General features: G+C 75.2%; 18 protein-coding genes and 1 tRNA gene. 9 read left to right on the forward strand and 10 right to left on the reverse strand.

Features of this window, described 5'->3' with window-relative positions:
• Positions 1 to 3 precede the first annotated feature (3 nt).
• Positions 4 to 1635: an ABC transporter substrate-binding protein gene (locus tag RF640_RS02200; protein ID WP_043738875.1), complete on the reverse strand. Its 1632-nt coding sequence runs from the start codon at positions 1633 to 1635 to the stop codon at positions 4 to 6.
• Positions 1636 to 1914: 279 nt separating this feature from the next.
• Complete coding sequence (locus RF640_RS02205) at positions 1915 to 2373, reverse strand: hypothetical protein (RefSeq protein WP_017833148.1); 459 nt, start codon at positions 2371 to 2373, stop codon at positions 1915 to 1917.
• Between the two features lie 429 nt (positions 2374 to 2802).
• Between RF640_RS02205 and RF640_RS02210 the strand changes: the two genes are divergently transcribed.
• From RF640_RS02210 to nrfD, 4 genes are all read left to right on the forward strand, one after another.
• Positions 2803 to 4044, forward strand: a complete 1242-nt coding sequence (locus tag RF640_RS02210; protein WP_368826393.1) for a heparan-alpha-glucosaminide N-acetyltransferase domain-containing protein — start codon at positions 2803 to 2805, stop codon at positions 4042 to 4044.
• Between the two features lie 102 nt (positions 4045 to 4146).
• Positions 4147 to 7512, forward strand: coding sequence for a formate dehydrogenase (gene fdh, locus RF640_RS02215; protein WP_244296579.1), 3366 nt, complete (start codon positions 4147 to 4149; stop codon positions 7510 to 7512).
• Positions 7512 to 8516 carry a 4Fe-4S dicluster domain-containing protein gene (locus tag RF640_RS02220; RefSeq protein ID WP_035923449.1) on the forward strand — a complete coding sequence of 335 codons (1005 nt, stop codon included), beginning with the start codon at positions 7512 to 7514 and terminating at the stop codon, positions 8514 to 8516. The genes fdh and RF640_RS02220 overlap by 1 nt, the downstream gene beginning before the upstream one ends.
• The gene (nrfD, locus tag RF640_RS02225) at positions 8513 to 9604 is read left to right on the forward strand and encodes an NrfD/PsrC family molybdoenzyme membrane anchor subunit (RefSeq protein ID WP_017833143.1); all 1092 of its coding nucleotides are present in this window, start codon (positions 8513 to 8515) and stop codon (positions 9602 to 9604) included. Before RF640_RS02220 ends, nrfD begins: the two co-directional genes overlap by 4 nt.
• A gap of 27 nt (positions 9605 to 9631) precedes the next feature.
• On the opposite strand, the gene selD is transcribed toward nrfD, so the two are convergent.
• Positions 9632 to 10651: a selenide, water dikinase SelD gene (gene selD / locus RF640_RS02230; protein WP_109221411.1), complete on the reverse strand. Its 1020-nt coding sequence runs from the start codon at positions 10649 to 10651 to the stop codon at positions 9632 to 9634.
• 41 nt (positions 10652 to 10692) lie between these two features.
• Between selD and RF640_RS02235 the strand changes: the two genes are divergently transcribed.
• The 3 genes from RF640_RS02235 to selB all read left to right on the forward strand — a co-directional run bounded on the left by RF640_RS02235 (position 10693) and on the right by selB (position 13983).
• Positions 10693 to 10787 (forward strand) — tRNA-Sec (locus tag RF640_RS02235).
• A gap of 65 nt (positions 10788 to 10852) precedes the next feature.
• Complete coding sequence (gene selA / locus RF640_RS02240; protein WP_109221412.1) at positions 10853 to 12190, forward strand: L-seryl-tRNA(Sec) selenium transferase; 1338 nt, start codon at positions 10853 to 10855, stop codon at positions 12188 to 12190.
• Positions 12191 to 12192: 2 nt separating this feature from the next.
• Positions 12193 to 13983: a selenocysteine-specific translation elongation factor gene (selB, locus tag RF640_RS02245; protein ID WP_211309898.1), complete on the forward strand. Its 1791-nt coding sequence runs from the start codon at positions 12193 to 12195 to the stop codon at positions 13981 to 13983.
• A gap of 36 nt (positions 13984 to 14019) precedes the next feature.
• Here selB and RF640_RS02250 read toward each other — a convergent pair whose 3' ends face one another.
• The 7 genes from RF640_RS02250 to RF640_RS02280 form a co-directional block, all read right to left on the reverse strand.
• Positions 14020 to 15015 carry an electron transfer flavoprotein subunit alpha/FixB family protein gene (locus tag RF640_RS02250; protein ID WP_109221414.1) on the reverse strand — a complete coding sequence of 332 codons (996 nt, stop codon included), beginning with the start codon at positions 15013 to 15015 and terminating at the stop codon, positions 14020 to 14022.
• A gap of 67 nt (positions 15016 to 15082) precedes the next feature.
• Positions 15083 to 15907, reverse strand: a complete 825-nt coding sequence (locus RF640_RS02255) for an electron transfer flavoprotein subunit beta (protein ID WP_368826397.1) — start codon at positions 15905 to 15907, stop codon at positions 15083 to 15085.
• An 83-nt stretch (positions 15908 to 15990) separates the two neighbouring features.
• A complete protein-coding gene (locus RF640_RS02260; RefSeq protein ID WP_109221415.1) occupies positions 15991 to 16812 on the reverse strand; it encodes a CoA ester lyase in 822 nt (273 codons plus the stop codon).
• Between the two features lie 59 nt (positions 16813 to 16871).
• Entirely contained in the window at positions 16872 to 17360 is a 489-nt protein-coding gene (locus RF640_RS02265) for a MaoC family dehydratase (protein ID WP_031282867.1), read from the reverse strand.
• 10 nt (positions 17361 to 17370) lie between these two features.
• Positions 17371 to 18531, reverse strand: coding sequence for an acyl-CoA dehydrogenase family protein (locus RF640_RS02270; protein ID WP_035923460.1), 1161 nt, complete (start codon positions 18529 to 18531; stop codon positions 17371 to 17373).
• On the reverse strand, positions 18528 to 20681 hold the full coding sequence (locus RF640_RS02275; protein ID WP_109221416.1) for a biotin carboxylase N-terminal domain-containing protein: 2154 nt from the start codon (positions 20679 to 20681) through the stop codon (positions 18528 to 18530). Before RF640_RS02275 ends, RF640_RS02270 begins: the two co-directional genes overlap by 4 nt.
• On the reverse strand, positions 20678 to 22285 hold the full coding sequence (locus RF640_RS02280) for a carboxyl transferase domain-containing protein (protein WP_136341671.1): 1608 nt from the start codon (positions 22283 to 22285) through the stop codon (positions 20678 to 20680). The genes RF640_RS02275 and RF640_RS02280 overlap by 4 nt, the downstream gene beginning before the upstream one ends.
• Before the next feature lie 124 nt (positions 22286 to 22409).
• Between RF640_RS02280 and RF640_RS02285 the strand changes: the two genes are divergently transcribed.
• Positions 22410 to 23084: a TetR/AcrR family transcriptional regulator gene (locus RF640_RS02285; RefSeq protein WP_109221418.1), complete on the forward strand. Its 675-nt coding sequence runs from the start codon at positions 22410 to 22412 to the stop codon at positions 23082 to 23084.
• Positions 23081 to 24274 carry an acyl-CoA dehydrogenase family protein gene (locus RF640_RS02290; protein ID WP_109221419.1) on the forward strand — a complete coding sequence of 398 codons (1194 nt, stop codon included), beginning with the start codon at positions 23081 to 23083 and terminating at the stop codon, positions 24272 to 24274. Before RF640_RS02285 ends, RF640_RS02290 begins: the two co-directional genes overlap by 4 nt.
• Positions 24275 to 24284 lie beyond the last annotated feature (10 nt).

Here is a 24284-nt window from a genome sequence, read left to right on the forward strand (position 1 = left end):
GGATCACTCCGAGGTGACGACGACGTCCTCGACCTCGACGCGGCCGAAGCTGTTGACGTAGACCTCCTCCACGTTCTCCGAGTGTGCGTACTGCACGAGCCCGAAGAACAGCGGCGTGGCCGGCATGTCGGCCACGAGCAGGTCCTCGGCCTCCTGGTAGGCCTGGATCGCCGTGTCGATCGAGTCGGCGGCGTTGCCCTCCTGCAGCTTGGCGTCGAACTCCTCGTTCGAGTAGAACGTCACGTTCGAGCCGGCCGGCGGCAGGGCCGCCGTGGAGTACGTCGGGCCGAGCATGTTCTCCATGACCGGGTAGTCCATGATCCAGCCGGAGCGGAACGGGCCGGTCATGCCCTTCTCGTCCTGCTTGGGCAGGTACTCCGCGAACTGGAGGTCGCCGCGCAGCTGGTACTCGACGCCCAGGTTCTCGCGGAGCTGGTTGCCGACGGCCTGCATCCACTCCTCGTGGCCGGCGCCGGCGTTGAACCACAGGTCCACGGGCTCGGACTTGTCGAAGCCCGCCTCGTCGAGCATCCGGTTGGCCTCCTCGACGTTCAGCTCGCACGCGTCGCAGGCGTCCTCGCGGTGGCCGTCGATCACGGGCGAGACGAAGGACGCGGCCGGGGTGCGGGAGCCCTGGAAGATCGCGTCGGTGATCGCCTGCCGGTCGATGGCCATGGAGAAGGCTCGGCGGACCTCCGGGTCGGCGAAGCGCTCGTCGTAGGTCGGGAAGCCGAGCGCGGTGATGTCGCCGCGCGGGGTGGTCTTGAACCGCTCGCCGAACTGGTCCTCGGCGGAGGCGATGGCGTCCGGCGGGATCTGGTCGACCACGTCGAGCGAGCCGGCCTGGAGGTCGTTGTAGGCGGTGTTGATCTCGGTGTAGACGCGGAACTCCACGGCGGCGGCCTTGGCCGGCTCGTCGCCGCCGAACTCGTCGTAGCGGGTGAGCGTGATGCCCTGGCCCTCCTGGAAGGCCTCGTCCGCCTTGAACGGGCCGTTGCCGATCGGCTGCTCGCCGAAGCCCTCGGGGTCCTCGAAGAACGCCTCCGGCATCGGGAAGAACGCGGTGTAGCCGACGGTGGTCGGCCACTGCGCGTAGGGCTCGCTGAGGGTGACCTCGAAGGTCTGCTCGTCGACGACGCGCAGGCCGGACATCTCGGTGGCGGTGGGGCTCGCGCCCTCCTCGCCCTGGAGGGCGTCGTAGCCCTCGACGTTGGAGAAGAAGTAGGAGTTGCCCTGCGCGTTCTCGCTGTTGGCCACGTAGTTCCACGAGTCCACGTAGCTCTGGGCGGTCACCGGGGACCCGTCGTGGAAGGTCCAGCCGTCCTTGAGGCTGACCGTCCACGTCGTCTGGTCCTCGGACTCGATCGACTCCGCGACGCCGGTGTAGACGGCCTCGTTGGACTCCCGGTCGTACTCGACCAGGCCGGTCCAGAGCGCGTCGACGACCTGGCCGCCCTCCGTCTCGCCGGTGTTGCCGGGCAGCAGCGGGTTCTCGGGCTCCCCGATGTACACGCTGAAGGTGCCGTCGCCGCCGCCCTCGGCGGCGGTGCCCCCGCCGTCTCCCCCGCCGCACGCGGTGAGCAGCAGGGCTCCGGAGAGCGCCACTGACGTGCCCGCGATCCGCTTCGTTCTCATCGTTTCCTCCATGGGTCGATACGGGCCCGCCAGGAGTGCTGGGTTCGCAGTCCGAGGGGGACGGGGCCACGCCGGGGCGAGCACGGGGCTCGCGTCGTGGAGCACGGGGCTCCGGGTCCGACGTGACGGAGATCACCGTCCGCCGCACCCAGAAGAAATCTATGTGGTCCGTTCGGGGGACGACAGCAGACACGCCAGGAGAAACAGGAACCGCCGGTATCAGTTACCCATTCGTAACAACAAGGCCGGGCTCCGAGCCCCCGCGGGGCGGAGGTCGGCTCAGCCGGCGACGGCCAGTCCCCCTGTCCCCGCCCCGAGAGCGGCGGAGCGCAGCACGGAGCGCACCTCGTCCAGCTCCGTCGCGGAGGCCTCGGCGAGGAGGCAGAGCGGGACGCCGTGCCGCGCCGCCCAGCGGATCTCGGCGCGCAGGGCGCCCACCGCCCGGTCCAGTGCCCAGCGCGCCGACTCGAGGGCGCCGTCGAGGGGGGCGACGTCGAGACCGATGCCCACCTCCTCGCCGGAGGCCACGGCGTCGAGGACGTGGTCGAGCGCCCACTCCGCGGCCTCCACCTCTCCCGCCGCGGTGAAGACCCGCTGGAGGAGCCCGGCGGGGTGCAGACCGAGGCCGTCGTCCTGGCGGTCGGGGGCAGCGTCGTCGGGGTGCTCCGGGAGCAGCGGGACGTGGACGGGGTCGACCGACCGGAACGCCGGCCGGGGGGACAGTGCACTGCTCATCATCGAACCTTCCTCAGGACCTGCGACCACGCCCTCCACCCGGCGCCCGGCGCGGGTCGGAGAGGCCTGCTCCCATGGAACCAGCGACCCCGGCGGACTTCCAGAGGGGCGTCGGTGAACACGTCACAAACACCTTGTGACCTGGGACAATGCAAACGCGCCAAGTGGACAGGAGAGGATCCGGCTCCTAGGGTCGGAGGCGGCCCGAGGGGGATTCGGGACCGCCGCCGCACCGGGCCCCCGCCCGGGCGCACCGACGTCCGCACCGGCCCCTCCCCCGGAGGCCGGCCGGACGTCCCACCGGCCGGCCGCCCGGATCCCCGCGAGCCGCCCCGTCCGCGCGCACCCCTGCGCACCCCCGCGCACGGGCCGCACCGGTCCCCGCCGGCAGCGGTCACGATCCCCTGCGCGCCCCCGCCCCCCGGAGATCCCATGAGCCGAACGTCCGAAGCCCCCACGACCGGCACCATCAGCACGACCGTTGCGGCCCCCGCCCGCAGACCCCGCCTCATCGCCGTGGACGCTGCCCGCGGCCTGGCGCTGATCGGCATGATCGCGGTCCACATCCTGCCCGCCCACGACCCCGACACCTTCGAGCCCACCCTCCAGTGGACCCTGTTCGGCGGGCGCGCCGCGGCGCTGTTCGCCCTGCTGGCCGGGCTGAGCCTGGCGTTCTCCTCGGGCGGGCGCGCCCCGCACCGGGGCCGCGCGCTGACGGCCACCCGCGCCGGCCTGGTGGTGCGGGCCCTGCTCATCGCCGCCGCCGGGCTGGCGATCAACCAGGTCATGCCGTCCCCGGCGCCCGCGCTGGGCATCCTCGTCTACTACGGCGCGTTCTTCCTGCTCGCCGTCCCGCTGCTGGGCCTGCGGCGCCGCACGCTGGCCGCCGTCGCGGCGCTCGCCGCAGTCCTGGGCCCCGTGCTCGTGCACGTCCTCGGCCCCGCCCTGCCCCAGGCCGGGGCCGTCAACCCCACCCTCGGCAGCGCGCTCGCGGACCCGGGCGCCACCCTGGCCCAGGTGCTGCTGACCGGGACCTACCCGGCCGTGCCCTACCTGACGTACCTCTGCGCCGGTCTGCTCCTCGGCCGGACCGACCTGCACGAGATCGTGGTGCGGGTCCGGATCGCCGTGGCCGGCGTGGTCCTGGCGCTCGGGGCCTGGTTCGTCTACTGGGTGCTGGTCCTGCAGGCCGGCGGCTACGACCAGCTGCTGCGGCACACCCCGTGGCTGAGCGAGGACCAGGTCGACGAGATCCTCGTCTGGGGCCCGAGCCCGGACCTGCCCACCTCCACGTGGTGGTGGCTGCTCACCCCCGGACCGCACAGCAACACCCCGGTGACGCTGCTCATGGACCTGGGCACCGGCCTGGCCGTGCTGGGGCTCTTCCTGCTCGTCGCGCGCCCGAACCGGCTGTGGACCACCCTGGGCGCCATGGGGGCCCGCACCCTGACCCTGTACTCGGCCCACCTGCTCGCCCTGGCCACGACGCTCCACTACGAGGACCGCGTGCTCTGGTTCGCCGTGCACGTGGCCGTGGCCGCCGGCTTCGCCGTGCTCTGGCAGGCGACGTTCGCTCAGGGACCGCTCGAGCGGGTGATCGCGGCCGCCGTCCGGGGCACCCGCCGCCTGGTCCTGGGCACCCCTTCCCGGACGGCGGAGTCCCCGCGGGCCTAGCGGAGTCCCCACGGGACCAGCGGGTTCCGCGCGCCGGCGGCGCCTGCGTCCGCGCCGCCCGCCGGTGTGGCTCCTGACACACCGGCGGGCTATGCTCCTGACATGTCACGATTCAGTCCCCTGGAGTGGCCGGTCCTCCGGCAGATCCGTTCGGGCGACCTGCTCGGTCGCGGACCGGCGGTGACCTCGGAGCGCACCCGGACGACGAGCCCGCGCACGACCACCGCGGACCGGGTCGTGCAGAGCGTCTGCCCGTACTGCGCGGTCGGCTGCGGCCAGCGGGTGTACGTCAAGGACGAGAAGGTCGTCCAGATCGAGGGCGACCCGGACTCGCCGATCTCCCGCGGACGCCTGTGCCCCAAGGGCGCGGCCAGCGAGCAGCTGGTCAACGCCCCCGGCCGGCAGACCGAGGTGCTCTACCGTGCGCCCCGGGCCACCGAGTGGCAGCGGCTGGACCTCGGCACCGCCCTCGAGATGGTGGCCGACCGCGTCCTCGAGGCCCGCCGCAACGGCTGGCAGGACGCCGACGAGCAGGGCCGTCCGCTGCGCCGCACGATGGGCTTCGCCGCCCTGGGCGGCGCCACGCTGGACAACGAGGAGAACTACCTCATCAAGAAGCTCTTCACCGCCGCGGGAGCGATCCAGATCGAGAACCAGGCCCGTATTTGACACTCCGCCACGGTTCCCGGTCTGGGAGCCTCGTTCGGACGTGGCGGTGCCACGCAGTCCCTGCAGGACATGGCCAACGCCGACTGCATCGTCATCCAGGGCTCCAACATGGCCGAGTGCCACCCCGTGGGCTACCAGTGGGTGACGGAGGCCAAGGCGCGCGGCGCCCGGGTCATCCACGTCGACCCGCGCTTCACCCGCACCTCGGCGGTCGCTGACAAGCACGTCCCGATCCGGGCCGGCTCGGACATCGTCCTGCTCGGCGCCCTGGTCAACCACGTGCTCACCCACGACCTGTGGTTCGAGGAGTACGTGCGCGCCTACACCAACGCCGCCACGCTGGTGAACGAGGACTACCGCGACGCCGAGGACCTCGACGGGCTGTTCTCCGGGTTCGACCCGGAGACCGGCCAGTACGACATGTCCACCTGGGCCTACGCCGAGAACGAGGGCGGCGCCGGGGACCACGACGGCCGGGTGGACGCACCCGCGGGCGACCCCGACCACGGCGCCGAGGAGGGGGCGGAGGCCGTGGACGAGGCCGCCGGCCAGCAGCTCGGCAGCGGCGGCGCCCCGATGGAGCACGCCCGCATGCAGCGCGACGAGACCCTGCAGGACCCCCGGACGGTGTTCCAGATCCTCAAGCGGCACTACGCGCGCTACACCCCCGAGATGGTGCAGGAGGTGTGCGGCGTCTCCCCCGAGGACTTCGCGTACCTGGCCCGCTCCATCACGGAGAACTCCGGGCGGGAGCGGACCACGTGCTTCGCCTACGCCGTGGGCTGGACCCAGCACAGCCTGGGCGCGCAGTACATCCGCACCGCGTCCATCCTGCAGCTGCTGCTGGGCAACATGGGCCGCCCCGGCGGCGGGATCATGGCCCTGCGCGGGCACGCCAGCATCCAGGGCTCGACCGACATCCCCACGCTGTTCAACCTGCTGCCCGGCTACCTGCCCATGCCGGTGGCCGGCACCCACGACACGTTCGACGACTACCTGGCCGCGATCGCGTCGAAGAAGCAGAAGGGCTACTGGGCCGAGGCCGACGCCTACACGACGAGCCTGCTCAAGGCCTGGTGGGGGGACGCCGCCACCGCGGACAACGACTGGGCCTACGACTACCTCCCGCGCCTCACCGGCGCGCACGGCACCTTCCAGACGCTGACGAAGATGCTCGACGACGAGGTGGAGGGCTACTTCCTGCTCGGCCAGAACCCCGCGGTGGGCTCCTCCAACGGCCGGATGCAGCGGATGGCCATGTCCCACCTCAAGTGGCTGGTGGTGCGGGACCTCAACCTCATCGAGTCGGCGACCTGGTGGAAGGACGGCCCGGAGATCGCCTCGGGCGAGCTCCGCACCGAGGACATCGAGACCGAGGTGTTCTTCCTGCCCGCGGCCACGCACGTGGAGAAGTCGGGCACCTTCACCCAGACCCAGCGGCTGCTGCAGTGGCGCCACCAGGCCGTGGCCCCGCCGGGCGAGTGCCAGAGCGAGCTGCAGTTCTTCTTCGAGCTGGGCCGGCGGATCCGGGAGCGGCTGGCCGGGTCCGGGGACGAGCGCGACCGCCCGCTGCTCGACCTCACCTGGGACTACCCCGTCGACGAGCACGGCGAGCCGGACCCCGAGGCGGTGCTCGCCGAGATCAACGGCCGGCACCTCACCGGCCCGGACGCCGGGAAGCCGCTGTCCTCGTACACCGAGATGCGGGCGGACGGCTCGACCTCCGGCGGCTGCTGGATCTACACCGGGGTCTACGCCGACGGCGTCAACCGTGCCGCCGCCCGCAGACCCGGCGGGGAACAGGGCCCCGCCGCGCTCGAGTGGGGCTGGGCGTGGCCGGCCAACCGTCGGCTGCTCTACAACCGCGCCTCGGCGGACCCGGAGGGCCGGCCCTGGAGCGAGCGCAAGAAGCTCGTGTGGTGGGACGAGGAGCAGGACCAGTGGGTCGGGGACGACGTGCCCGACTTCCCGCTCCACCTCGCCCCGGGCACCCGCCCCGACCCCGACTCCGGGGGCGCGGCCGCGCTCGCCGGCGACGACCCGTTCATCATGCAGGCCGACGGCAAGGGCTGGCTGTACGCGCCCAAGGGCGTGCTGGACGGGCCGCTGCCCACGCACTACGAGCCGCAGGAGTCGCCGGTCGCCAACGCCCTGTACACCCAGCAGCGCAACCCCTCCCGGGTGCTGTTCGCCCGCCAGGACAACCTCACCGCCCCGAGCGCCGGGGAGCCGGGGGCGGACGTGTACCCCTACGTGTTCACCACGTACCGGCTCACCGAGCACCACACCGCCGGCGGCATGAGCCGGTGGCTGCCGTACCTCTCGGAGCTGCAGCCGGAGATGTTCTGCGAGGTCTCCCCCGAGCTCGCCGCCGAGTGCGGGCTGGAGCCGTACGGCTGGGCCACGATCGTCTCGCCCCGGGCGGCGATCGAGGTGCGGGTGCTCGTCACCGAGCGGATGACCCCGCTCGTGGTGCGCGGGCACACCGTGCACCAGATCGGCCTCCCGTACCACTGGGGCGTGGGCGACGACGCCGTGGTCAGCGGCGACTCCGCCAACGACCTGCTGGGCCTGACCCTCGAGCCCAACGTGCAGATCCAGGACTCCAAGGTGGGCTCGTGCCACATCCGCCCGGGCCGCCGGCCGCGGGGTCCCGAGCTGCTCGACCTGGTCCTGGAGTACCAGCAGCGCGCGGGCGCCACCGTGGAGACCGGCAACACCCGGATCGACGTCCCCGGCACCGACCGGAGCACCGATCCGGGCACCGACCCGACCACCGACCCGATGAGGGAGCACTGATGGGCCAGCTGGCCGGACCGACCGATCCCACGGCCGACGCGCACTGGGAGCACGCCCACGCGCGGAAGGGCTTCTTCACGGACACCTCGATCTGCATCGGGTGCAAGGCCTGCGAGGTGGCCTGCAAGGAGTGGAACCAGAACCCCCAGGACGGGGACCTCGAGCTGCTCGAGTCCTCCTACGACAACACCGGCGCCCTGGGTGCCAGCACCTGGCGGCACGTGGCGTTCGTCGAGCAGGACAGCGAGCGGATCGAGGAGGCCCGCGAGTCCGGGCGCAAGCTCGTGAGCCTGGGCATGCCGCGCGTCGGCCCGCCCGAGGCCCGCCCGCAGCCGGCCGCCGGGGACACCACCCCGCCGAACACCGAGGAGTTCCGCTGGCTGATGTCCTCGGACGTCTGCAAGCACTGCACGCACGCCGGGTGCCTCGACGTGTGCCCCACCGGGGCGCTGTTCCGCACCGAGCACGGCACCGTGGTGGTCCAGGACGACGTGTGCAACGGGTGCGGCACCTGCGTGGCCGGCTGCCCGTTCGGCGTGATCGAGCGGCGCACCGACGGCACGGCCGCCCCGCGCACGGAGCGGGACGGGCAGCCGGGCAAGCCGGACAAGCCTGCGGTGAAGAACGTGGGCGTCGCCCAGAAGTGCACCCTGTGCTACGACCGCATGGTGGACGACCAGACGCCCGCGTGCGCGCAGACGTGCCCCACCACGTCCATCAAGTACGGCGAGCACGACGACATGGTCGAGACGGCCCGGCACCGGGTCGCCGAGCTGCACGCCCAGGGGCGCACCGAGGCGCGGCTCTACGGCGCGAACGAGCTGGACGGCGTGGGCGGCACCGGCTCGGTGTTCCTGCTGCTCGACGAGCCGGAGGTCTACGGGCTCCCGCCCGACCCGCGGGTGCCGACCGCGGACCTGCCCCGGATGTACCAGCGGGCCGGACTGGCCGCGGCGGGCATGCTCGCCGCCGCCGCCCTGGCCTTCGCGGGGGGCCGCTCGTGAGCCTGTCCGAGTTCGACGGCTACCGTCCGCCCGAGCCGCCGCGCCGCCGGCGGCGGGACGGCCCGCGCCGCCGGGGCGCCGGGCAGGGCGGCGGCGACGGCTCCCGGGAGATGCCGATGGTCCCGGAGCCGGAGTTCGGCTCCTACTACGGCCGCCCGGTGGTCAAGCCGGCGCCCTGGGGCCACGAGGTCGCCGCGTACCTGTTCCTCGGCGGCGTGGCCGGCGGCTCCGCGCTGCTGGCGCTCGGCGGTCAGCTCACGGGCCGGGCCGAGCTGCGCCGCAACGCCCGGCTGGGCTCGGTGACCGCGCTCGGTCTCGGCGGCGCGGCGCTGGTCGCGGACCTCGGCCGCCCGGAGCGCTTCCTGCACATGCTGCGCACGTTCAAGCCGACCTCGCCGATGAGCATGGGCACGTGGATCCTCAGCGCGTTCGGGGCCGGCATGGGGACCGCGGTCGCGTCCGAGGTGGACCGGATGACCGGCTCCCGCCTTCCGCTGGGCCCGCTGCGCCCGGTGCTGCGCGCCGTGGAGGGCCCGGCCGGCGTCGAGGCCGCGGTCTTCGCGGGCCCGCTCGCCGCGTACACCGCGGCGCTGCTCTCCGACACGGCGACGCCCACCTGGAACGCCGCCCGCGAGGACCTGGCGTTCGTCTTCGTGAGCTCGGCGAGCCTCGCCTCGGGCGGCCTGGCCATGGTCACGACCTCGGTCGGCGAGGCCGGCCCCGCCAGGCGGCTGGCCCTGCTGGGCGTGGCCGGTGAGCTGATCGCCACGAAGCTGATGGAGCGCCGGATGGACCCGGTGGCGGCCGAGCCGCTGCACCACGGCCAGGCCGGGACCATGCTGGCGTGGAGCGAGCGGCTGGCGGTCGCCGGCGGTCTCGGCACGCTGCTGGGCGGGCGGCACCGGGCCGTCGCCGCGGTCTCGGGGCTGGCGCTGCTGGCGTCCTCGGCGCTCACCCGGTTCGGCGTGATGGAGGCCGGTCTGCACTCGGCCGTGGACCCCCGCTACACGATCGAGCCGCAGAAGGCCCGGCTGGCCGCCCGGCGCGCCGCAGGGATCACCGACGACTCGATCACGACCGTCGGCTGAGCGCCCGGCGCCGTGCCCCGGCGGGGCTCAGCGCACGTGGAGTCCGGACCCGGCCACGGTGTGGCCCACCACGGGGTAGCCCGGCACCTCGCCGACCACGAGCAGGCCGCCCGAGGTCTGCGCGTCGGCCAGCAGGAGCAGGTCGTCCTCGGTGACACCGGTCCCCGCCCGCAGGTGCGGGCGCACCCAGTCCAGGTTGCGGCGGGTCCCGCCGGAGACGTAGCCGTCCCGCAGCGCCTCGGCCGCGCCCTCCACGAGGGGCACGGCGCTCCGGTCGAGCACCGCGCCCACCCCGGAGGCACGGCACATCTTGTGCAGGTGCCCGAGCAGGCCGAAGCCGGTGACGTCCGTGGCCGCCCGGGCCCCGGCCGCCAGCGCCGCGTCGGCCGCGTCCCGGTTGAGCCGGGTCATCGTGGCGAGCGCCTCGGCGAAGACCTCGCCGGTCGCCTTGTGCCGGTTGTTGAGCAGTCCCACGCCGATGGGCTTGGTGAGGGTCAGGGGCAGCCCCGGTGCGGCGGCGTCGTTGCGCAGCAGCCGGTCCGGGTGGGCCACACCGGTCACGGCCATGCCGTACTTCGGCTCCGGGTCGTCGATGGAGTGCCCCCCGATCACCGGGCACCCCGCCTCGGAGGCGACCGCCAGGCCGCCGCGGAGCACCTCGGTCATCAGCTCCATGGGCAGCACGTCGCGGGGCCAGCCCACGAGGTTGATGGCCATGACCGGGCGCCCGCCCATGGCGTAGACGTCCGAGAGCGCGTTCGCGGCGGCGATCCGGCCCCAGTCGTAGGCGTCGTCGACCACCGGGGTGAAGAAGTCGGCGGTGGACAGCACCGCGAGGTCCTCGCGCACCAGGACGGCCGCGGCGTCGTCGCCGTCGTCGAGACCGACCAGCACGCCGTCCCCCGCCTGGCCGGTGAGGCCCCGGACCGCGTCCTCGAGCTCGCCGGGCGGGATCTTGCACGCGCATCCGCCGCCGTGGGCGAAGCCGGTCAGGCGGACCGTCCCGGGCGCTGGCAGGGGCGGGGTCGGCGTCCGGGTCTGTTCCATGTCGTCAGCCTACTGGTGACGGCGGTGCTAGGTTGGGTGACGGAGGCGTCCGGGTCCTGGTGGGCCCCCCGGTCTTCAAAACCGGTGAGGCCGAGCACCTCGGCCTGGCGGGTTCGATTCCCGTCCGCCTCCGCCAACCCCCTGCGCCGCCCACCCGCGCACCGACCACCCGCACCGCGTGCCGCCCGACGAGGAGGGACTGTGGCCCTGGACGACCCGCGCCGCCTGATCCCGCGCACCGACCAGCTCCTGGCCCTGCCGCCCGTCCGCCGGGCGCTCGAGCGGCTGAGCGAGGACGTCGTCCGCGCGCTGGTGCGAGAGACCCAGGACCGGGCGCGGCGCGGCGAGATCGCCCCCGGCGAGGTCGAGCCGGCGGTCCTCGCCGCGCTCGGGGCCCGCTCCGCCTCGAGCCTGACGCCGGTGCTCAACGCCACCGGCGTGGTGGTGCACACCAACCTCGGCCGCGCCCCGCTGTCCGCGGCGGCGCTCGACGCGCTGGTGACGGCCGGCGGGTACGTCGACGTGGAGCTCGACCTGGTGAGCGGCACCCGCTCCCGCCGCGGCGCCGCCGCCCGGGCGGCCCTGCTCGCCGCCTGCCCACCCGCCGAGGACGCCCTGGTCGTCAACAACGGCGCGGCCGCCCTCGTGCTGGCCACCACGGCCCTGGCCGCCGGCCGCGAGGTGGTGATCAGCCGCGGCGAGCTCGTCGAGATCGGGGCCGGCTTCCGGCTGCCGGAGCTGATCGAGTCGACCGGCGCCCGGCTGCGCGAGGTGGGCACGACCAACCGGACCCACCTGCGCGACTACGCCGAGGCGATCGGCCCGGAGACCGGCTGCCTGCTCAAGGTGCACCCGAGCAACTTCCGGCTGGAGGGGTTCACCTCGGCCGTCGAGGTCGACGAGCTGCGGCCGCTGGCCCGGGCCCACGGCCTGCCCCTCGTGGCGGACCTCGGCAGCGGGCTCCTCGTCCCGGACCCGCAGCTGCCGTCCGAGCCCGACGCCGCCTCGGCCCTCGAGGGCGGTGCCGACCTCGTCATCGCGAGCGGCGACAAGCTGCTCGGCGGCCCGCAGGCCGGGCTGCTGCTCGGCGGCTCGGAAGCCGTCGCCCGGCTGGCCGCCCACCCCCTCGCCCGGGCGGTCCGCGCCGACAAGCTCGCGCTCGCGGCCCTGGAGGCCACGCTCACCGGGGGGCCCGCCCCGGTCACGACCGCGCTGCACGCGGACCCGGACCGGCTCCGCGACCGGGCCGAACGGCTCGGCGCGGCCGTCGGCGCACCCGTGGTCGCCCACGACGGCCGTGTCGGCGGCGGCGGCGCGCCCGGCGTTCCGCTGCCGGGGTGGGCGGTGCGGCTGCCCGAGGCGGCGGCCCCGCTGCTGCGCACCGGCCGCCCGGCCGTGCTCCCCCGGGTCCACGACCGGGCGTGCCTGGTCGATCTGCGCTGCGTGCCCGAGTCCGAGGACGAGCGCCTGCGCGCGGCGGTGCAGGCGGCCCTGACCGCCCTGGCCGGGGCGGACGGCGGCCCGGGAGGGGCTCGGTGAGCGTGCACGTCGTCGCCACGGCCGGGCACGTCGACCACGGCAAGAGCACCCTGGTGCGGGCCCTCACCGGGATGGAGCCCGACCGGTGGGAGGAGGAGCGCCGCCGCGGGCTGACCATCGACCTGGGCTACGCCTGGACCGCGCTGCCGTCCGGGCGCGACGTGGCCTTCGTGGACGTCCCGGGCCACGAGCGCTTCCTCGGCAACATGCTCGCCGGTCTCGGCCCGGCTCCCGTGGTCTGCTTCGTGGTCGCCGTCGACGAGGGCTGGCAGGCCCAGTCCGGCGACCACCGCGACGCCGTCGCGGCCCTCGGCATCGAGCACGGCGTGGTGGTGCTCACCCGCGCCGACCGGGCCCCCGGGCGCACCGGCGAGGTCCTCGCCCAGGTCCGCGCGGAGCTGGCCGGGACCGGTCTGCACGACGCGCCCGCGGTCACCGTCTCGGCCCTCGAGGGCACGGGCCTCGACGAGCTGCGCGCCGTCCTCGACGACGTCCTGGCGCGGGCGCCCGCCCCCGCCCAGGGGCGGCTGCGGCTGTGGGTGGACCGGTCCTTCACGATCACCGGCTCCGGGACGGTGGTGACCGGCACGCTGGCCGCGGGATCGCTCCGGCAGGGCGACCGGCTGCACCTGCTCGGCCACGGCGGGGCCGTGCCGGTCGTGGTCCGGGGCATGCACAGCCGGAACGAGCCGCACACCGCGCTGGAGCCGTGCACCCGCGTGGCGCTCAACCTGCGGGGGGTCTCCGCCTCCGACGTGCGCCGCGGCGACGCCCTGGTCACCCCCGGCACGTGGCCGCTCACCGACGTCCTCGACGTCCGCCGGGCCACCGGCCCCGCCCTCACGGACACGGCCGAGCACCTCGTGGTCCACGCCGGCACCGCGGCGGTGCCCGCCCGGCTGAGCCCGTTCGACGACGACCACGCCCGGCTGGTCCTGGACCGGCCCCTGCCCCTGGTCCTCGGGGACCGCCTGGTGCTCCGCGACCCCGGCAGCCGCTCGGTGCTCGGCGGCGCCCAGGTCCTCGACGCCGACCCGCCCGCGCTGCGGCGGCGCGGCGACCGGGCGCGCCGGGCCGTCCGGCTCGCCGGCACGGACCTGCGCGGGGACGTCGGCGCGGAGGTGGCCCGCCGCGGCGCGGTCCAGGCGCAGCACCTGCACCGCCTCGGGCTGGTGACCACCGCGGACGCCGCCCCGCCCGGCGACGTGCGCGCACTCGGCGGCTGGTGGGTGCACGCCCCCGTGCTCGAGTCCTGGACGCAGCGGCTGCGCACCGCCGTGGAGGAGCTGCACGCCCGGGATCCCCTGGCCGCGGGTCTCTCGCGGGGCGCCGCCCGCGACCTGCTCGCGCTGCCCGACGCCGCGCTGGTCGACCCCGTGGTCCGCGGCGCCGGCCTGGAGCAGGACGGCGGGCACATCCGGTCCCCGCACCACCGCGGCGGCCTCGGCGCCCACGAGACCGCGGTGCTCGAGCTGGAGCGGCGGCTCGGGGCCGAGCCCTTCCGGAGCCCGGAGGCCGACGAGCTGACGGCGCTGCGGCTCGGCGCCCGCGAGCTCGCCGCGGCCGAGCGCACCGGCCGGCTGCTCCGGCTGGGGGACGGCGTCGTGCTGCTCCCCACCGCCCCCGCCCTGGCGATGCGCGAGCTCGCCCGGCTGCCGCAGCCCTTCACCACGAGCCAGGCCCGCCAGGCGCTCGGCACCTCCCGGCGCGTCGCGATCCCGCTGCTCGAGCACCTCGACGCCCGCGGCTGGACCCGGCGGCTGGACGCCGGCCACCGGACCGTGGTGCGCTGAGCTCGCGGCCCGGGACGGGGCTCCGCCGGCCGGTTCCTATCCGCGCAGCGCCCTGAGGTGCTCGACCGCCTGGGGCAGCACCTTCTGCAGGTCGCCCACGATGCCGAGGTCGGCGATCTCGAAGACCGGCGCCTGCTCGTCCTTGTTCACGGCCACGATCGTGCCCGCCGTCTGCATCCCGGCGCGCTGCTGGACGGCCCCGGAGATTCCGCACGAGACGTAGAGCTGCGGGGAGACGGTGCGCCCGGTCTGGCCCACCTGCGCCTCGGGGCCGATCCACCCGGCGTCCACCGCCGCGCGGGAGGCCCCGATCGCGCCGCCGAGGACATCGGCGAGCGCCTCGAGCGGCCCGAAGTCCCCGCCCGTGCCGCGGCCGCCGGCCACGACCACGCGCGCCTCGCCCAGCGCCGGGCGCCCGGAGGCCGGCAGCGCGGACCGGCCCACCACCCGGGCCGCGGGCACGGCGTCCTCGAGCGCGTGCGTGCGCACCCGCGGGCGCTGCACCCCGGCAGACCCCGCGCCGGGGGCGCCCGCGGCGGCGCCGGCCGCGAGGTCGGCGGGGATCTCGACCGAGTTGGGGCGGACGGTCGCGATCAGCACCGGGCTCGTGGCCCGGCACCGGGTGGTCCATCCCCCGGCGAGGACGGACTTGGTGGCGACGAGGTCGGCGTCGAGGGCGACCACGTCGGTGACCACCCCGGCCCCGAGCCGCACGCCCAGGCGCGCGGCGACGTCCTTGGCCTCGGGGGTGGCGGCGAGCAGCAGCACCCCGGCGCCGGTCTCCCGGGCGGCGGCCTCCGCCAGCGCGACCGCCGGCGTGGTGAGCCGGTCGCCGGGCCCGCCCTCCGGGGCGTGCACGGTGCCCACCGCGTGGGCGACGAGCTCGCCGAGCAGGGCGTCGCCGGGCGCGTCCGGCACGACGACGTGGGTCTCGCCCAGCGTGCCGGCGAGCACGAGCAGCTCCCGGTCGGCGCGGCGCAGCCGGTCCGTGGTGCCCAGCACCACCAGTGCGACGGTCGTGGTCGTGGTCATGGTCGTCCTCCTCCTGCCCGGCGGGCGGGCGTCTGCGATGGGGGTCCGGCGGGGTGCGGCCGGGTGCTCAGACGAGCCTCCGGGCCACGAGGAACTCGGCGAGGCGGATGCCGCCCTCGCCGTCGTCGACCACGACCTCCCCCGCGGTCCGGGGCGGGCGCGGCACGGCGTCGAGCACCTCGGTGAGCGAGCCGGCGAGGCCCACGTCCCCGGTGTCCAGGCCGAGGTCGGCGACGGACCACGTCTGCACGGGCTTCTTCTTGGCCGCCATGATCGCCTTGAAGGTGGGGTAGCGCGGGGTGTTGACCTGGTCCGTCACGGCCACGAGCGCCGGCAGGTCCGCGGCGACCCGGAGGGCCTCGGTCTCGGTGTGCCGGACGGCCGTGAGCGAGGCGCCGTCCTCGGCCAGCGCCAGGGAGCTCGCGAAGCCGACGTGGGCGAGGCCGAGCCGCTCGGCGAGCTGACCGGGGACCAGGGACGTCTCGCCGTCGGTGGAGGCCATGCCGGTGAGCACGAGGTCCACGGCCCGGTCCTCCGCCGCGGCGATCCGCTGCACCGCCGCGGCGAGCACCCGGGCGGTGACCCAGGCGTCGGAGCCGGCGAGGGCGTCGTCGAGCACGTGGAACCCGGCGTCGGCGCCCAGCTGGAGGGCGCGCTTGAGCGCGCCCGTCGCACCCGCGGGTCCCAGGGTGAGGGCGAGCACGCGGTGCCCGGCCGCCGCGCCCCCGTGCGTCTCCACGATCTGCACGGCGGCCTCGAGGGCGTACTCGTCGAGCTCGGAGAGGATCCCGGACGCGCGCTCGAGCAGGGGCGGGCTCCCGGCGAGGACGCGGTCCCCCGCGGCGTCGGGGACGTGCTTGACGGGGACGACGATCGTCAGGGGCAGGCTCATGGTCTCCTCCGGGCGGGACGGGGATGGACGGGACGGGGCGGTGACGGGGTGGTGACGGGCGGTCCGCGCGGACGGACGGGGTCTCAGGCGTCCGCGCGGCGCACGAGGCGCTCGGCGTGGCGGATCAGGGGTGCGTCGACCATCCGCCCGCGGAACGCGAAGACGCCGGGGGTGCGGCGGGCGGCGGCGAGCAGCTCCCGGGCGGCAGCGACCTCCTCGGCACCGGGCCGGTAGGCGGCGCGGACGGTCCCGACCTGCCCGGGGTGGAGGCAGGCGGTGGCCGCGAAGCCGGAGGCCGCCGCGTCGAGGGCCTCCTCGCGCAGCCCGTCGTGGTCGGCGAGGTCGACGTGCACCGCGTCGATCGCGGGCCGGCCGGCGGCGCCGGCCGCGAGCAGGACGGCGGAGCGGGCGTGGCGGGCCACGTCCCGGTAGGCGCCGTCCCGGCGCCGGGACGAGCTGCCGCCGAGCGAGGCCACGAGGTCCTCGGCGCCCCACATCAGCGCGACCACGTTGGGGGACCGGGCGATCTCGGCCGCGTTGACCACGCCCTCCGCGGTCTCGCACAGCGCGACGACGCGGTGCAGGCCCAGCTCGGCGGCGACGGCGAGCCGTTCCGCGGAGGCGGTCTTGGGCAGCATCACGGTGGTGTACCCGGTGTGCCGCAGGGCGACGAGGTCGTGGGCGAAGTCCTCGGTGTCCTCGGCGTTGATCCGCACGACCGTGCGGGCGGGGTCCAGGGGCGTGGCCACGAGGGCGTCCCGGGCGGCGGGCTTGGCGGAGGGCGCCACGGCGTCCTCGAGGTCCAGGATCACGGCGTCGGCGCGCTCGGCCGCCTTGGCGTAGCGCTCGGGGCGGTCGGCCGGGCAGAACAGCAGGGCGGGTCCGAGGGTGAACGGGTCGGTCATCGGGGCTCCTTGGCCGGGGGTCGCGGCGGGGTGTCGCGGTGGGGCTTCACGGTGCGCTGTCACTGCGGGGCGGCATCGCGGGACCACACGAGCACCGAGCGGGTGCACTCGGCCACCACGACGCCCTCCTGGTTGCGGCCCACGTGCTTCACGCGGACGATGCCCTGCCCGGGCCGGGAGGCCGAGGGGCGGGCGCCGAGGACCTCGGAGGACGAGTACAGGGTGTCCCCGTGGAAGAGCGGGTGCGGGAAGGCGACCTCCTCGAAGCCCAGGTTCGCCACGATGGTGCCCTGGGTCAGCTGGGCCACGGACGCCCCCACGATGGTCGAGAGGGTGAACATGGAGTTCACGAGCCGCCGGCCGAAGGGCTGGCGCCCGGACCACGCGGCGTCCAGGTGCAGGGACTGGGTGTTCATGGTGAGGGTCGTGAACAGCACGTTGTCCGCCTCGGTCACGGTCCGGCCCGGGGCGTGCTCGTAGACGGTGCCGACCTCGAACTCCTCGAACCACAGCCCGCGCTGGCGGACCACCCGGCGCTCCTCGGTCACGGCGGCCCCCTCAGAGTCCGAGCTCGCGGGCGATGAGCATGAGCTGCACCTCGGTGGTGCCCTCGCCGACCTCGAGGATCTTGGCGTCCCGGTAGTGGCGGGCCACCCGGAACTCGTTGATGAACCCGTAGCCGCCGAAGACCTGGGTGGCGTCCCGGGCGTTGTCCATCGCGGCCTCCCCGGCCACGAGCTTGGCGATCGCGGCCTGCGTCTTGAACGGCCGCCCGGCGAGCATCCGGGACGCGGCGTCGTAGTAGGCCAGCCGGGCGGTGTGGGCGCGGGCCTGCATCCGGGCGATCTTGAAGGAGACGGCCTGGTTGTCCCCGATGGGGCGGCCGAAGGACTGCCGCTCGCGCGCGTAGCGCACGGACTCCTCGACGCAGCCCTGGGCCGCGCCCGTGGCCAGGGCCGCGATGGCGATGCGGCCCTCGTCGAGGATGGACAGGAAGTTGGCGTAGCCGCGGCCCTCCTCCCCCAGCAGGTTCTCCTCGGGGACGCGGACGTCCTGGAGGGACAGCGGGTGGGTGTCCGAGGCGTTCCAGCCGACCTTGTCGTAGGCCTGCTCGGCGCGGAAGCCGGGGGTGTCCGTGGGGACGATGATCGTGGAGATCTCCTTGCGCACCCGCCCGTCCGGCAGCTCCGTGGTGCCGGTGACCGCGGTGACGTTCACCAGGCGGGTGATCGCCGTGCCGGAGTTGGTGATGAACTCCTTGGCGCCGTCGATCACCCACTGCCCGTCCTCCCGCTTCGCAGTGGTGCGGGTCCCGCCGGCGTCCGAGCCGGCCTCCGGCTCGGTGAGCCCGAACCCGGCGAGCGCCCGGCCCGCGGCGAGGTCGGGGAGCCACCGCTGCTTCTGCTCCTCGGTGCCGAAGCGGTGGATGGGCATGGCGCCCAGCGACACCCCGGCCTCGAGGGTGATGGCCACGGACTGGTCGACGCGGGCGATCTGCTCCAGCGCCAGGCACAGGGCGAAGTAGTCCCCGCCCATCCCCCCGTACTCCTCGGGGAAGGGCAGGCCGAACAGGCCCATCTCCCCCATCTGCGCCACGATGTCGTAGGGGAACTCGTGCGCGGCGTCGTACCGCGCGGAGACCGGGGCGATCACCTCGTCGGCGAAGTCGCGGACGGTGTCGGAGAGGTCCTGGTACTCCTCGTCGAGCTCGAAGTTCATGGGGTGCGCTCCTGGTCGGTCGGACGGGGGTCGGTCTGCGGGCGGGTGCCGGGGTCCTCCGGGGCGCCGCCGGGCGTCCCGGCGGGAGCGCCGTCCGGCACGTCGTCGCGGGCGTCCCCGGGGACCGGTGCGGGCACGCCCTCGGGGACGACGTCGGGGACCACGCGGGCGAGCAGCTGGTGCAGTACCACGCGGTCACCGGCCCGCACGGAGAGCTCGGCGGTGCCGGCGGTGGGGGCGGTCAGGCGGTGCTCCATCTTCATGGCCTCGACCACCACCACGGTCTGCCCCTCGGCGACCCGGTCCCCGGTGGCGGCCGGGACGGCGACCACGGTGCCGGGCATGGGCGAGTGCAGCTCCGGGGCGGCGGGCCCGGCCGTGCGCTCGAGGGCGGCCAGCGACCGCTCGAGCCGGGCCTCGCGGGTCAGCACCCGGAGCTCGTAGGCGCAGCCGCCCTCGCCCACCCAGACGCTGTCCGCGCCCGCGGCCACGTGGACCACCCGGGCCGTCCCGCCGCTCTCGAGCAGGTGCGCGGCCGGGCGGCCCGGCAGCGGGGTCAGGCGCACGGCGGGGTCCACGGCGGTCCGCCGGGGCTCCTCGAGCCCGTGGGCCAGCACCACCGCGGGCCGGGCGCGGCCGGCGGCCCGCCAGCCGTCCGGGCGGGACCAGGGGCCCGTGTCCCCGGCGGGGCGCGGGTCGGCGGGCCGGTGCCGGGCGAGGTGGGCGGCCGCGGCGGCGAAGTGGCTCTCGTCGGGTGCCGTGAACTCCAGCTCCGGCAGGCACCGCTCGATGAGGGTCGTGTCCATGACCCCGGCGCGCACCCCGGGATCGGCCAGCAGGGCGCGCAGGTACTCGGTGTTGGTGCCCACCCCGAGCACCACGGTGTCCGCCAGGGCCAGGTCGAGCCGGTCGAGGGCCTGGGCCCGGTCGGCGCCCCAGGCGACGACCTTGGCGAGCAGCGGGTCGTAGTCCGAGACCACGGTCAGCCCCGGTGCCAGCGCGGAGTCCACGCGGATCCCCGGGCCGGAGGCCTCCTCCAGGGCCAGCACGGTGCCGGCGGTGGGCAGGAAGCCGCGGGCGGGGTCCTCGGCGTAGAGCCGGGCCTCGACCGCGTGGCCGGTGAGCACCACGTCCTCCTGCACCAGGTCCAGCGGCTCCCCCGCGGCGACGCGGATCTGCTGCGCCACGAGGTCCGTGCCGGTGACCAGCTCGGTGACGGGGTGCTCCACCTGCAGGCGGGTGTTCATCTCCATGAAGTAGAAGGTGCCGGGCTGCGCGGCGGGCACCAGGAACTCCACGGTGCCCGCACCGGTGTAGCCCACGGAGCGGGCCACCCGGCAGGCGGCCTGCCCGATCCGCTCCCGGGTGGCGGGGTCCAGCAGCGGCGAGGGCGCCTCCTCGATGACCTTCTGGTGCCGCCGCTGCAGGGAGCACTCCCGCTCCCCGAGGTGGACCACGGCCCCGTGGGCGTCGGCGAGGACCTGCACCTCGATGTGCCGGGGGGACTCGACGAGCTGCTCGAGGAGCAGGGTGTCGTCGCCGAAGGCCGCCGCGGCCACCCGGCGGGCCGTGGCCAGGGCCTCCGGCAGCTCGCCCGGGGCCGCCACCACGTGCATGCCCTTGCCGCCGCCCCCGGCAGAGGGCTTGATCAGGATCGGGTACGTCATCCCGGCGGCCGCGGCCGCCAGGGCGTCGTCGTCGAGACCGGGCTCGGAGACCCCGGGGACCGTGGGCACCCCGGCGGCGGACACGTGCCGCTTGGCGCGGATCTTGTCGCCCATCGTCTCGAGGGCCTCCACGCCGGGGCCGATGAACACGATCCCCGCGTCCGCGCACGCCCGGGCGAAGGCGGCGTTCTCGGACAGGAACCCGTAGCCGGGGTGGATCGCCTGCGCGCCGGTGGCCCGCGCCGCCCCGATCACGGCGTCGATGCGCAGATAGCTCTCGGCCGGGGCCGCCGGGCCCACGCACACGGCTGTGTCGGCCTCCCGCACGTGCACCGCGTCCCGGTCGGCCTCGCTGTAGACCGCGACCGAGCGGATCCCCAGCGCCCGGAGCGTGCGCAGGACCCGGCGGGCGATCTCCCCGCGGTTGGCCACGAGGACGACGTCGAAGCGGCGCGGCGGCGTGCCGGCGGTCACGGGGATCACATCCTGAAGAGGCCGAAGGCCGGCTCGGGCAGCGGGGTCCGGGAGCAGACCTCGAGGGCCAGCCCGAGCACCTCCCGGGTGTCGGTGGGGGCGATCACGCCGTCGTCCCAGAGCCGGGCGGTGGAGTACCAGGGGCTGCCCTGGGCCTCGTACCGGGCCCGGACGGGCGCCATGAACGCCTCGCGCTCGGCCGGGTCCCACTCCTGCCCGCGGGCGGCCAGCTGGTCGGCCTTCACGGTGGCCAGCACCGAGGCGGCCTGGGCCCCGCCCATCACCGAGATCCGCGCCTGGGGCCAGAGGAACAGGAAGCGCGGGGAGTAGGCCCGCCCGCACATGGAGTAGTTGCCGGCCCCGAAGGAGCCGCCGATCACCACGGTGAGCTTGGGCACCCGGGTGGTGGCCACGGCCGTGACCATCTTGGCGCCGTGCTTGGCGATGCCGCCGGCCTCGTAGTCGCGGCCCACCATGAAGCCGGTGATGTTCTGCAGGAACAGCAGGGGGATCCCGCGCTGGTCGCACAGCTCGACGAAGTGGGCGCCCTTCAGCGCCGACTCCGCGAAGAGCACCCCGTTGTTGGCCACGATGCCCACCGGGTGGCCGTGGACGTGGGCGAAGCCGGTGACCAGCGTGGTGCCGTACTCGGCCTTGAACTCGGCGAAGCGGCTGCCGTCCACGAGCCGGGCGATGACCTCGTGCACGTCGTAGCCGGAGTTGGGGTCGACCGGCACCGCCCCGGGGAGCTCGTCCTCGGCCACGGCCGGGGGCGCGGGCTCCCTCACCGGCCAGGCCCGCGGGCCCGGCGGCGGCAGGGTCGCCACGATGTCCCGGACGATCTGCAGGGCGTGGGCGTCGTTCTCGGCGAGGTGGTCGACCACCCCGGACGTCCGGGCGTGCAGCTCTCCGCCGCCGAGCTCCTCGGCGGTGACCTCCTCGCCGGTCGCGGCCTTCACCAGCGGCGGGCCGCCCAGGAAGATGGTGCCCTGCTCGCGCACGATCACGGTCTCGTCGCTCATCGCCGGGACGTAGGCCCCGCCCGCGGTGCAGGAGCCGAGCACGGCCGCGATCTGCGCGACGCCGGCCGCCGAGAGGTGGGCCTGGTTGAAGAAGATCCGCCCGAAGTGCTCCCGGTCCGGGAAGACCTCGTCCTGCAGCGGCAGGTACGCCCCGCCCGAGTCGACGAGGTAGACGCAGGGCAGCCGGTTCTCCAGGGCGATCTCCTGGGCGCGCAGGTGCTTCTTGACCGTCACGGGGTAGTAGGTGCCGCCCTTGACCGTGGCGTCGTTGCACACGACCATCACCTGCCGGCCGTGGACCAGGCCGATCCCGGCGATCAGACCGGCCCCCGGGCACTCGTCGTCGTACATGCCCTCCGCGGCCAGGGCGCCGAGCTCCAGGAACGGGCTGCCCTCGTCCAGCAGGTGCTCCACCCGCTCGCGCGGCAGCAGCTTGCCGCGCGCCACGTGCCGCTGCCGGGAGGCCTCCGGCCCGCCCTGCGCCGCCCGCTCCAGGCGCCGGGCCAGCTCCTCGGCGAGCCCCTGCTGGGCGGTCGCGTTGGCGGCGAACTCCGCGCCGCCCGGATCGACCTGGGTGCTGAGCACGCGCATGGGTTCCCTCCGCTCCGGGCCGGCCGTCCGGGGATGCCATTTCGGTTAATCCCGACTAACTTGGGGTTCAGGTTAGTGGTGGCTCACTAGAATGTCCAGGAATCCGACCCCGAGAGCAGGACCCGTGACCCAGACCCAGGACAGCCCGGGCCCGCCCACCACCGTGCGCGGGCAGGCCAAGGCCCAGCGGCGCCAGGACCTCCTGGCCGCCTCCGCGACGCTCTTCGCCGAGCGCGGCTTCGCCGGCGTCTCGATCGACGACATCGGCGCCGCCGCCGGGGTCAGCGGGCCCGCGGTCTACCGGCACTTCCCGAGCAAGCAGGCGGTCCTGGGCGCGATCCTGCTCGAGGTCAGCCACGACCTGCTCGACCGGGGCCGCGAGGCGGTGGCCCGCTCCCCCGATCCGGCCCGGCGGCTGCGGGCGCTGATCTCCTTCCAGGTGGAGTTCGCGCTGCACCGTCCCGCCGTGATCGTGGTGCAGGACCGGGAGCTGCCGAACCTGACCGAGGAGGACCGCCGCGCGGTCCGCGTCCTGCAGCGCGGCTACGTGACGCTGTGGGTGGACGCCCTGCAGGAGCTGGCCCCGGCGCGCGACGTCGCGGAGCTCACCCTGCGCGCCCAGGCCGCCTTCGGGCTCATCAACTCGACCCCCCACTCCCTGCGGAGGGCCCACCGGCTGCGCGCCCCGCAGGACGCGGAGCGGCTCGACGCGGCCCGGGCCGCCCTCGAGGAGATGACCTGGGCCGCTCTGCGCACCGCGTTCGACCCGACCCCCGCCAGCACAGGAGGCACCCCGTGAACGAGACCCCGGCCGGCCGGCCCTTCCCCCCGGCGTTCTACGAGGAGGAGCACGAGGAGTTCCGCGAGGTGGCCCGGGAGTTCACGACCCGCGAGGTGGCCCCGCACTACGCCGCGTGGGACGCCCAGCACCTGATGCCCCGCCGCCTGTGGACGGCCGCCGGGGAGGCGGGCCTGCTCGGCCTCGCCGTGCCGGAGGAGTTCGGCGGCATGGGCCTGACGGACTACCGGTTCCGCGCCGTGCTCGACGAGGAGCTGGTCCGGCAGGGCGCCCTCGGCGTGGCCCTGGCCCTGCACCTGCACGACGACTGGGTGCTGCCCCACCTGCTCGCCCACGGCACCGACGAGCAGAAGCGGCGGTGGCTGCCGCGCATGCTCACGGGGGAGCTCGTCACGTCCGCGGCCTGGACCGAGCCGGGCGCGGGCTCCGACCTGCGCGGGGTGCGCACCCGGGCCGTGCGCGACGGCGAGGAGTGGGTGCTCACCGGTCAGAAGACGTTCATCGGCAACGGGATCAGCGGGGACGCCGCCCTGGTCCTGGCGCGCACGGACGGGGGGACCGCGCGCGCCGGGGAGGACGCCCTCAGCCTGTTCCTGGTGCACAAGGCGGACTCCCCCGGATACGAGACCGGCAAGCAGCTCGACAAGATGGGGGTCAGGGCCTCGGACACCGCCGAGCTGTTCTTCGAGGACGTCCGGGTCCCGGCGGCGAACCTGGTCGGCGCCGAGGGCGGCGGGCTGCGGCAGATCCAGCAGGTGCTGCCGCAGGGGCGGCTGGCGGTCGCCGTGGCCGCGAGCGCCGTCGCGCGCTCGACCCTGGAGGACACCGTCCGGTACACCCGCGAGCGCACGGCCTTCGGCTCCCGGGTGCTGGACTTCCAGCACACCCGGTTCGAGCTCGCGGAGCTGACGGTCGAGGTGGAGGTCCTCGAGGCCTACGTGCAGCGGGCGGTGCACGCGTTCAACGCGGGGACCCTCGACGTGGTGGGGGCGTCCAAGGCCAAGTACTGGGCCGGGGAGCGGGCGAGGTCCGTGACGGACCGGTGCCTCCAGCTGCACGGCGGCTACGGGTACATCCTCGACTACCCGGTGGCGCAGGCCTACCTCGCGTCCCGGCTGCTCACGATCTTCGGGGGCACCAGCGAGATCCTGCGGGAGACGATCGGGCGGGCCGTGGCCGACGGGGCGTGAGGCGCGCCCC

Source organism: Kocuria sp. CPCC 205231 (assembly GCF_040980965.1).
In the GTDB taxonomy this organism is placed as follows: Bacteria; Actinomycetota; Actinomycetes; order Actinomycetales; family Micrococcaceae; genus Kocuria; species Kocuria rosea.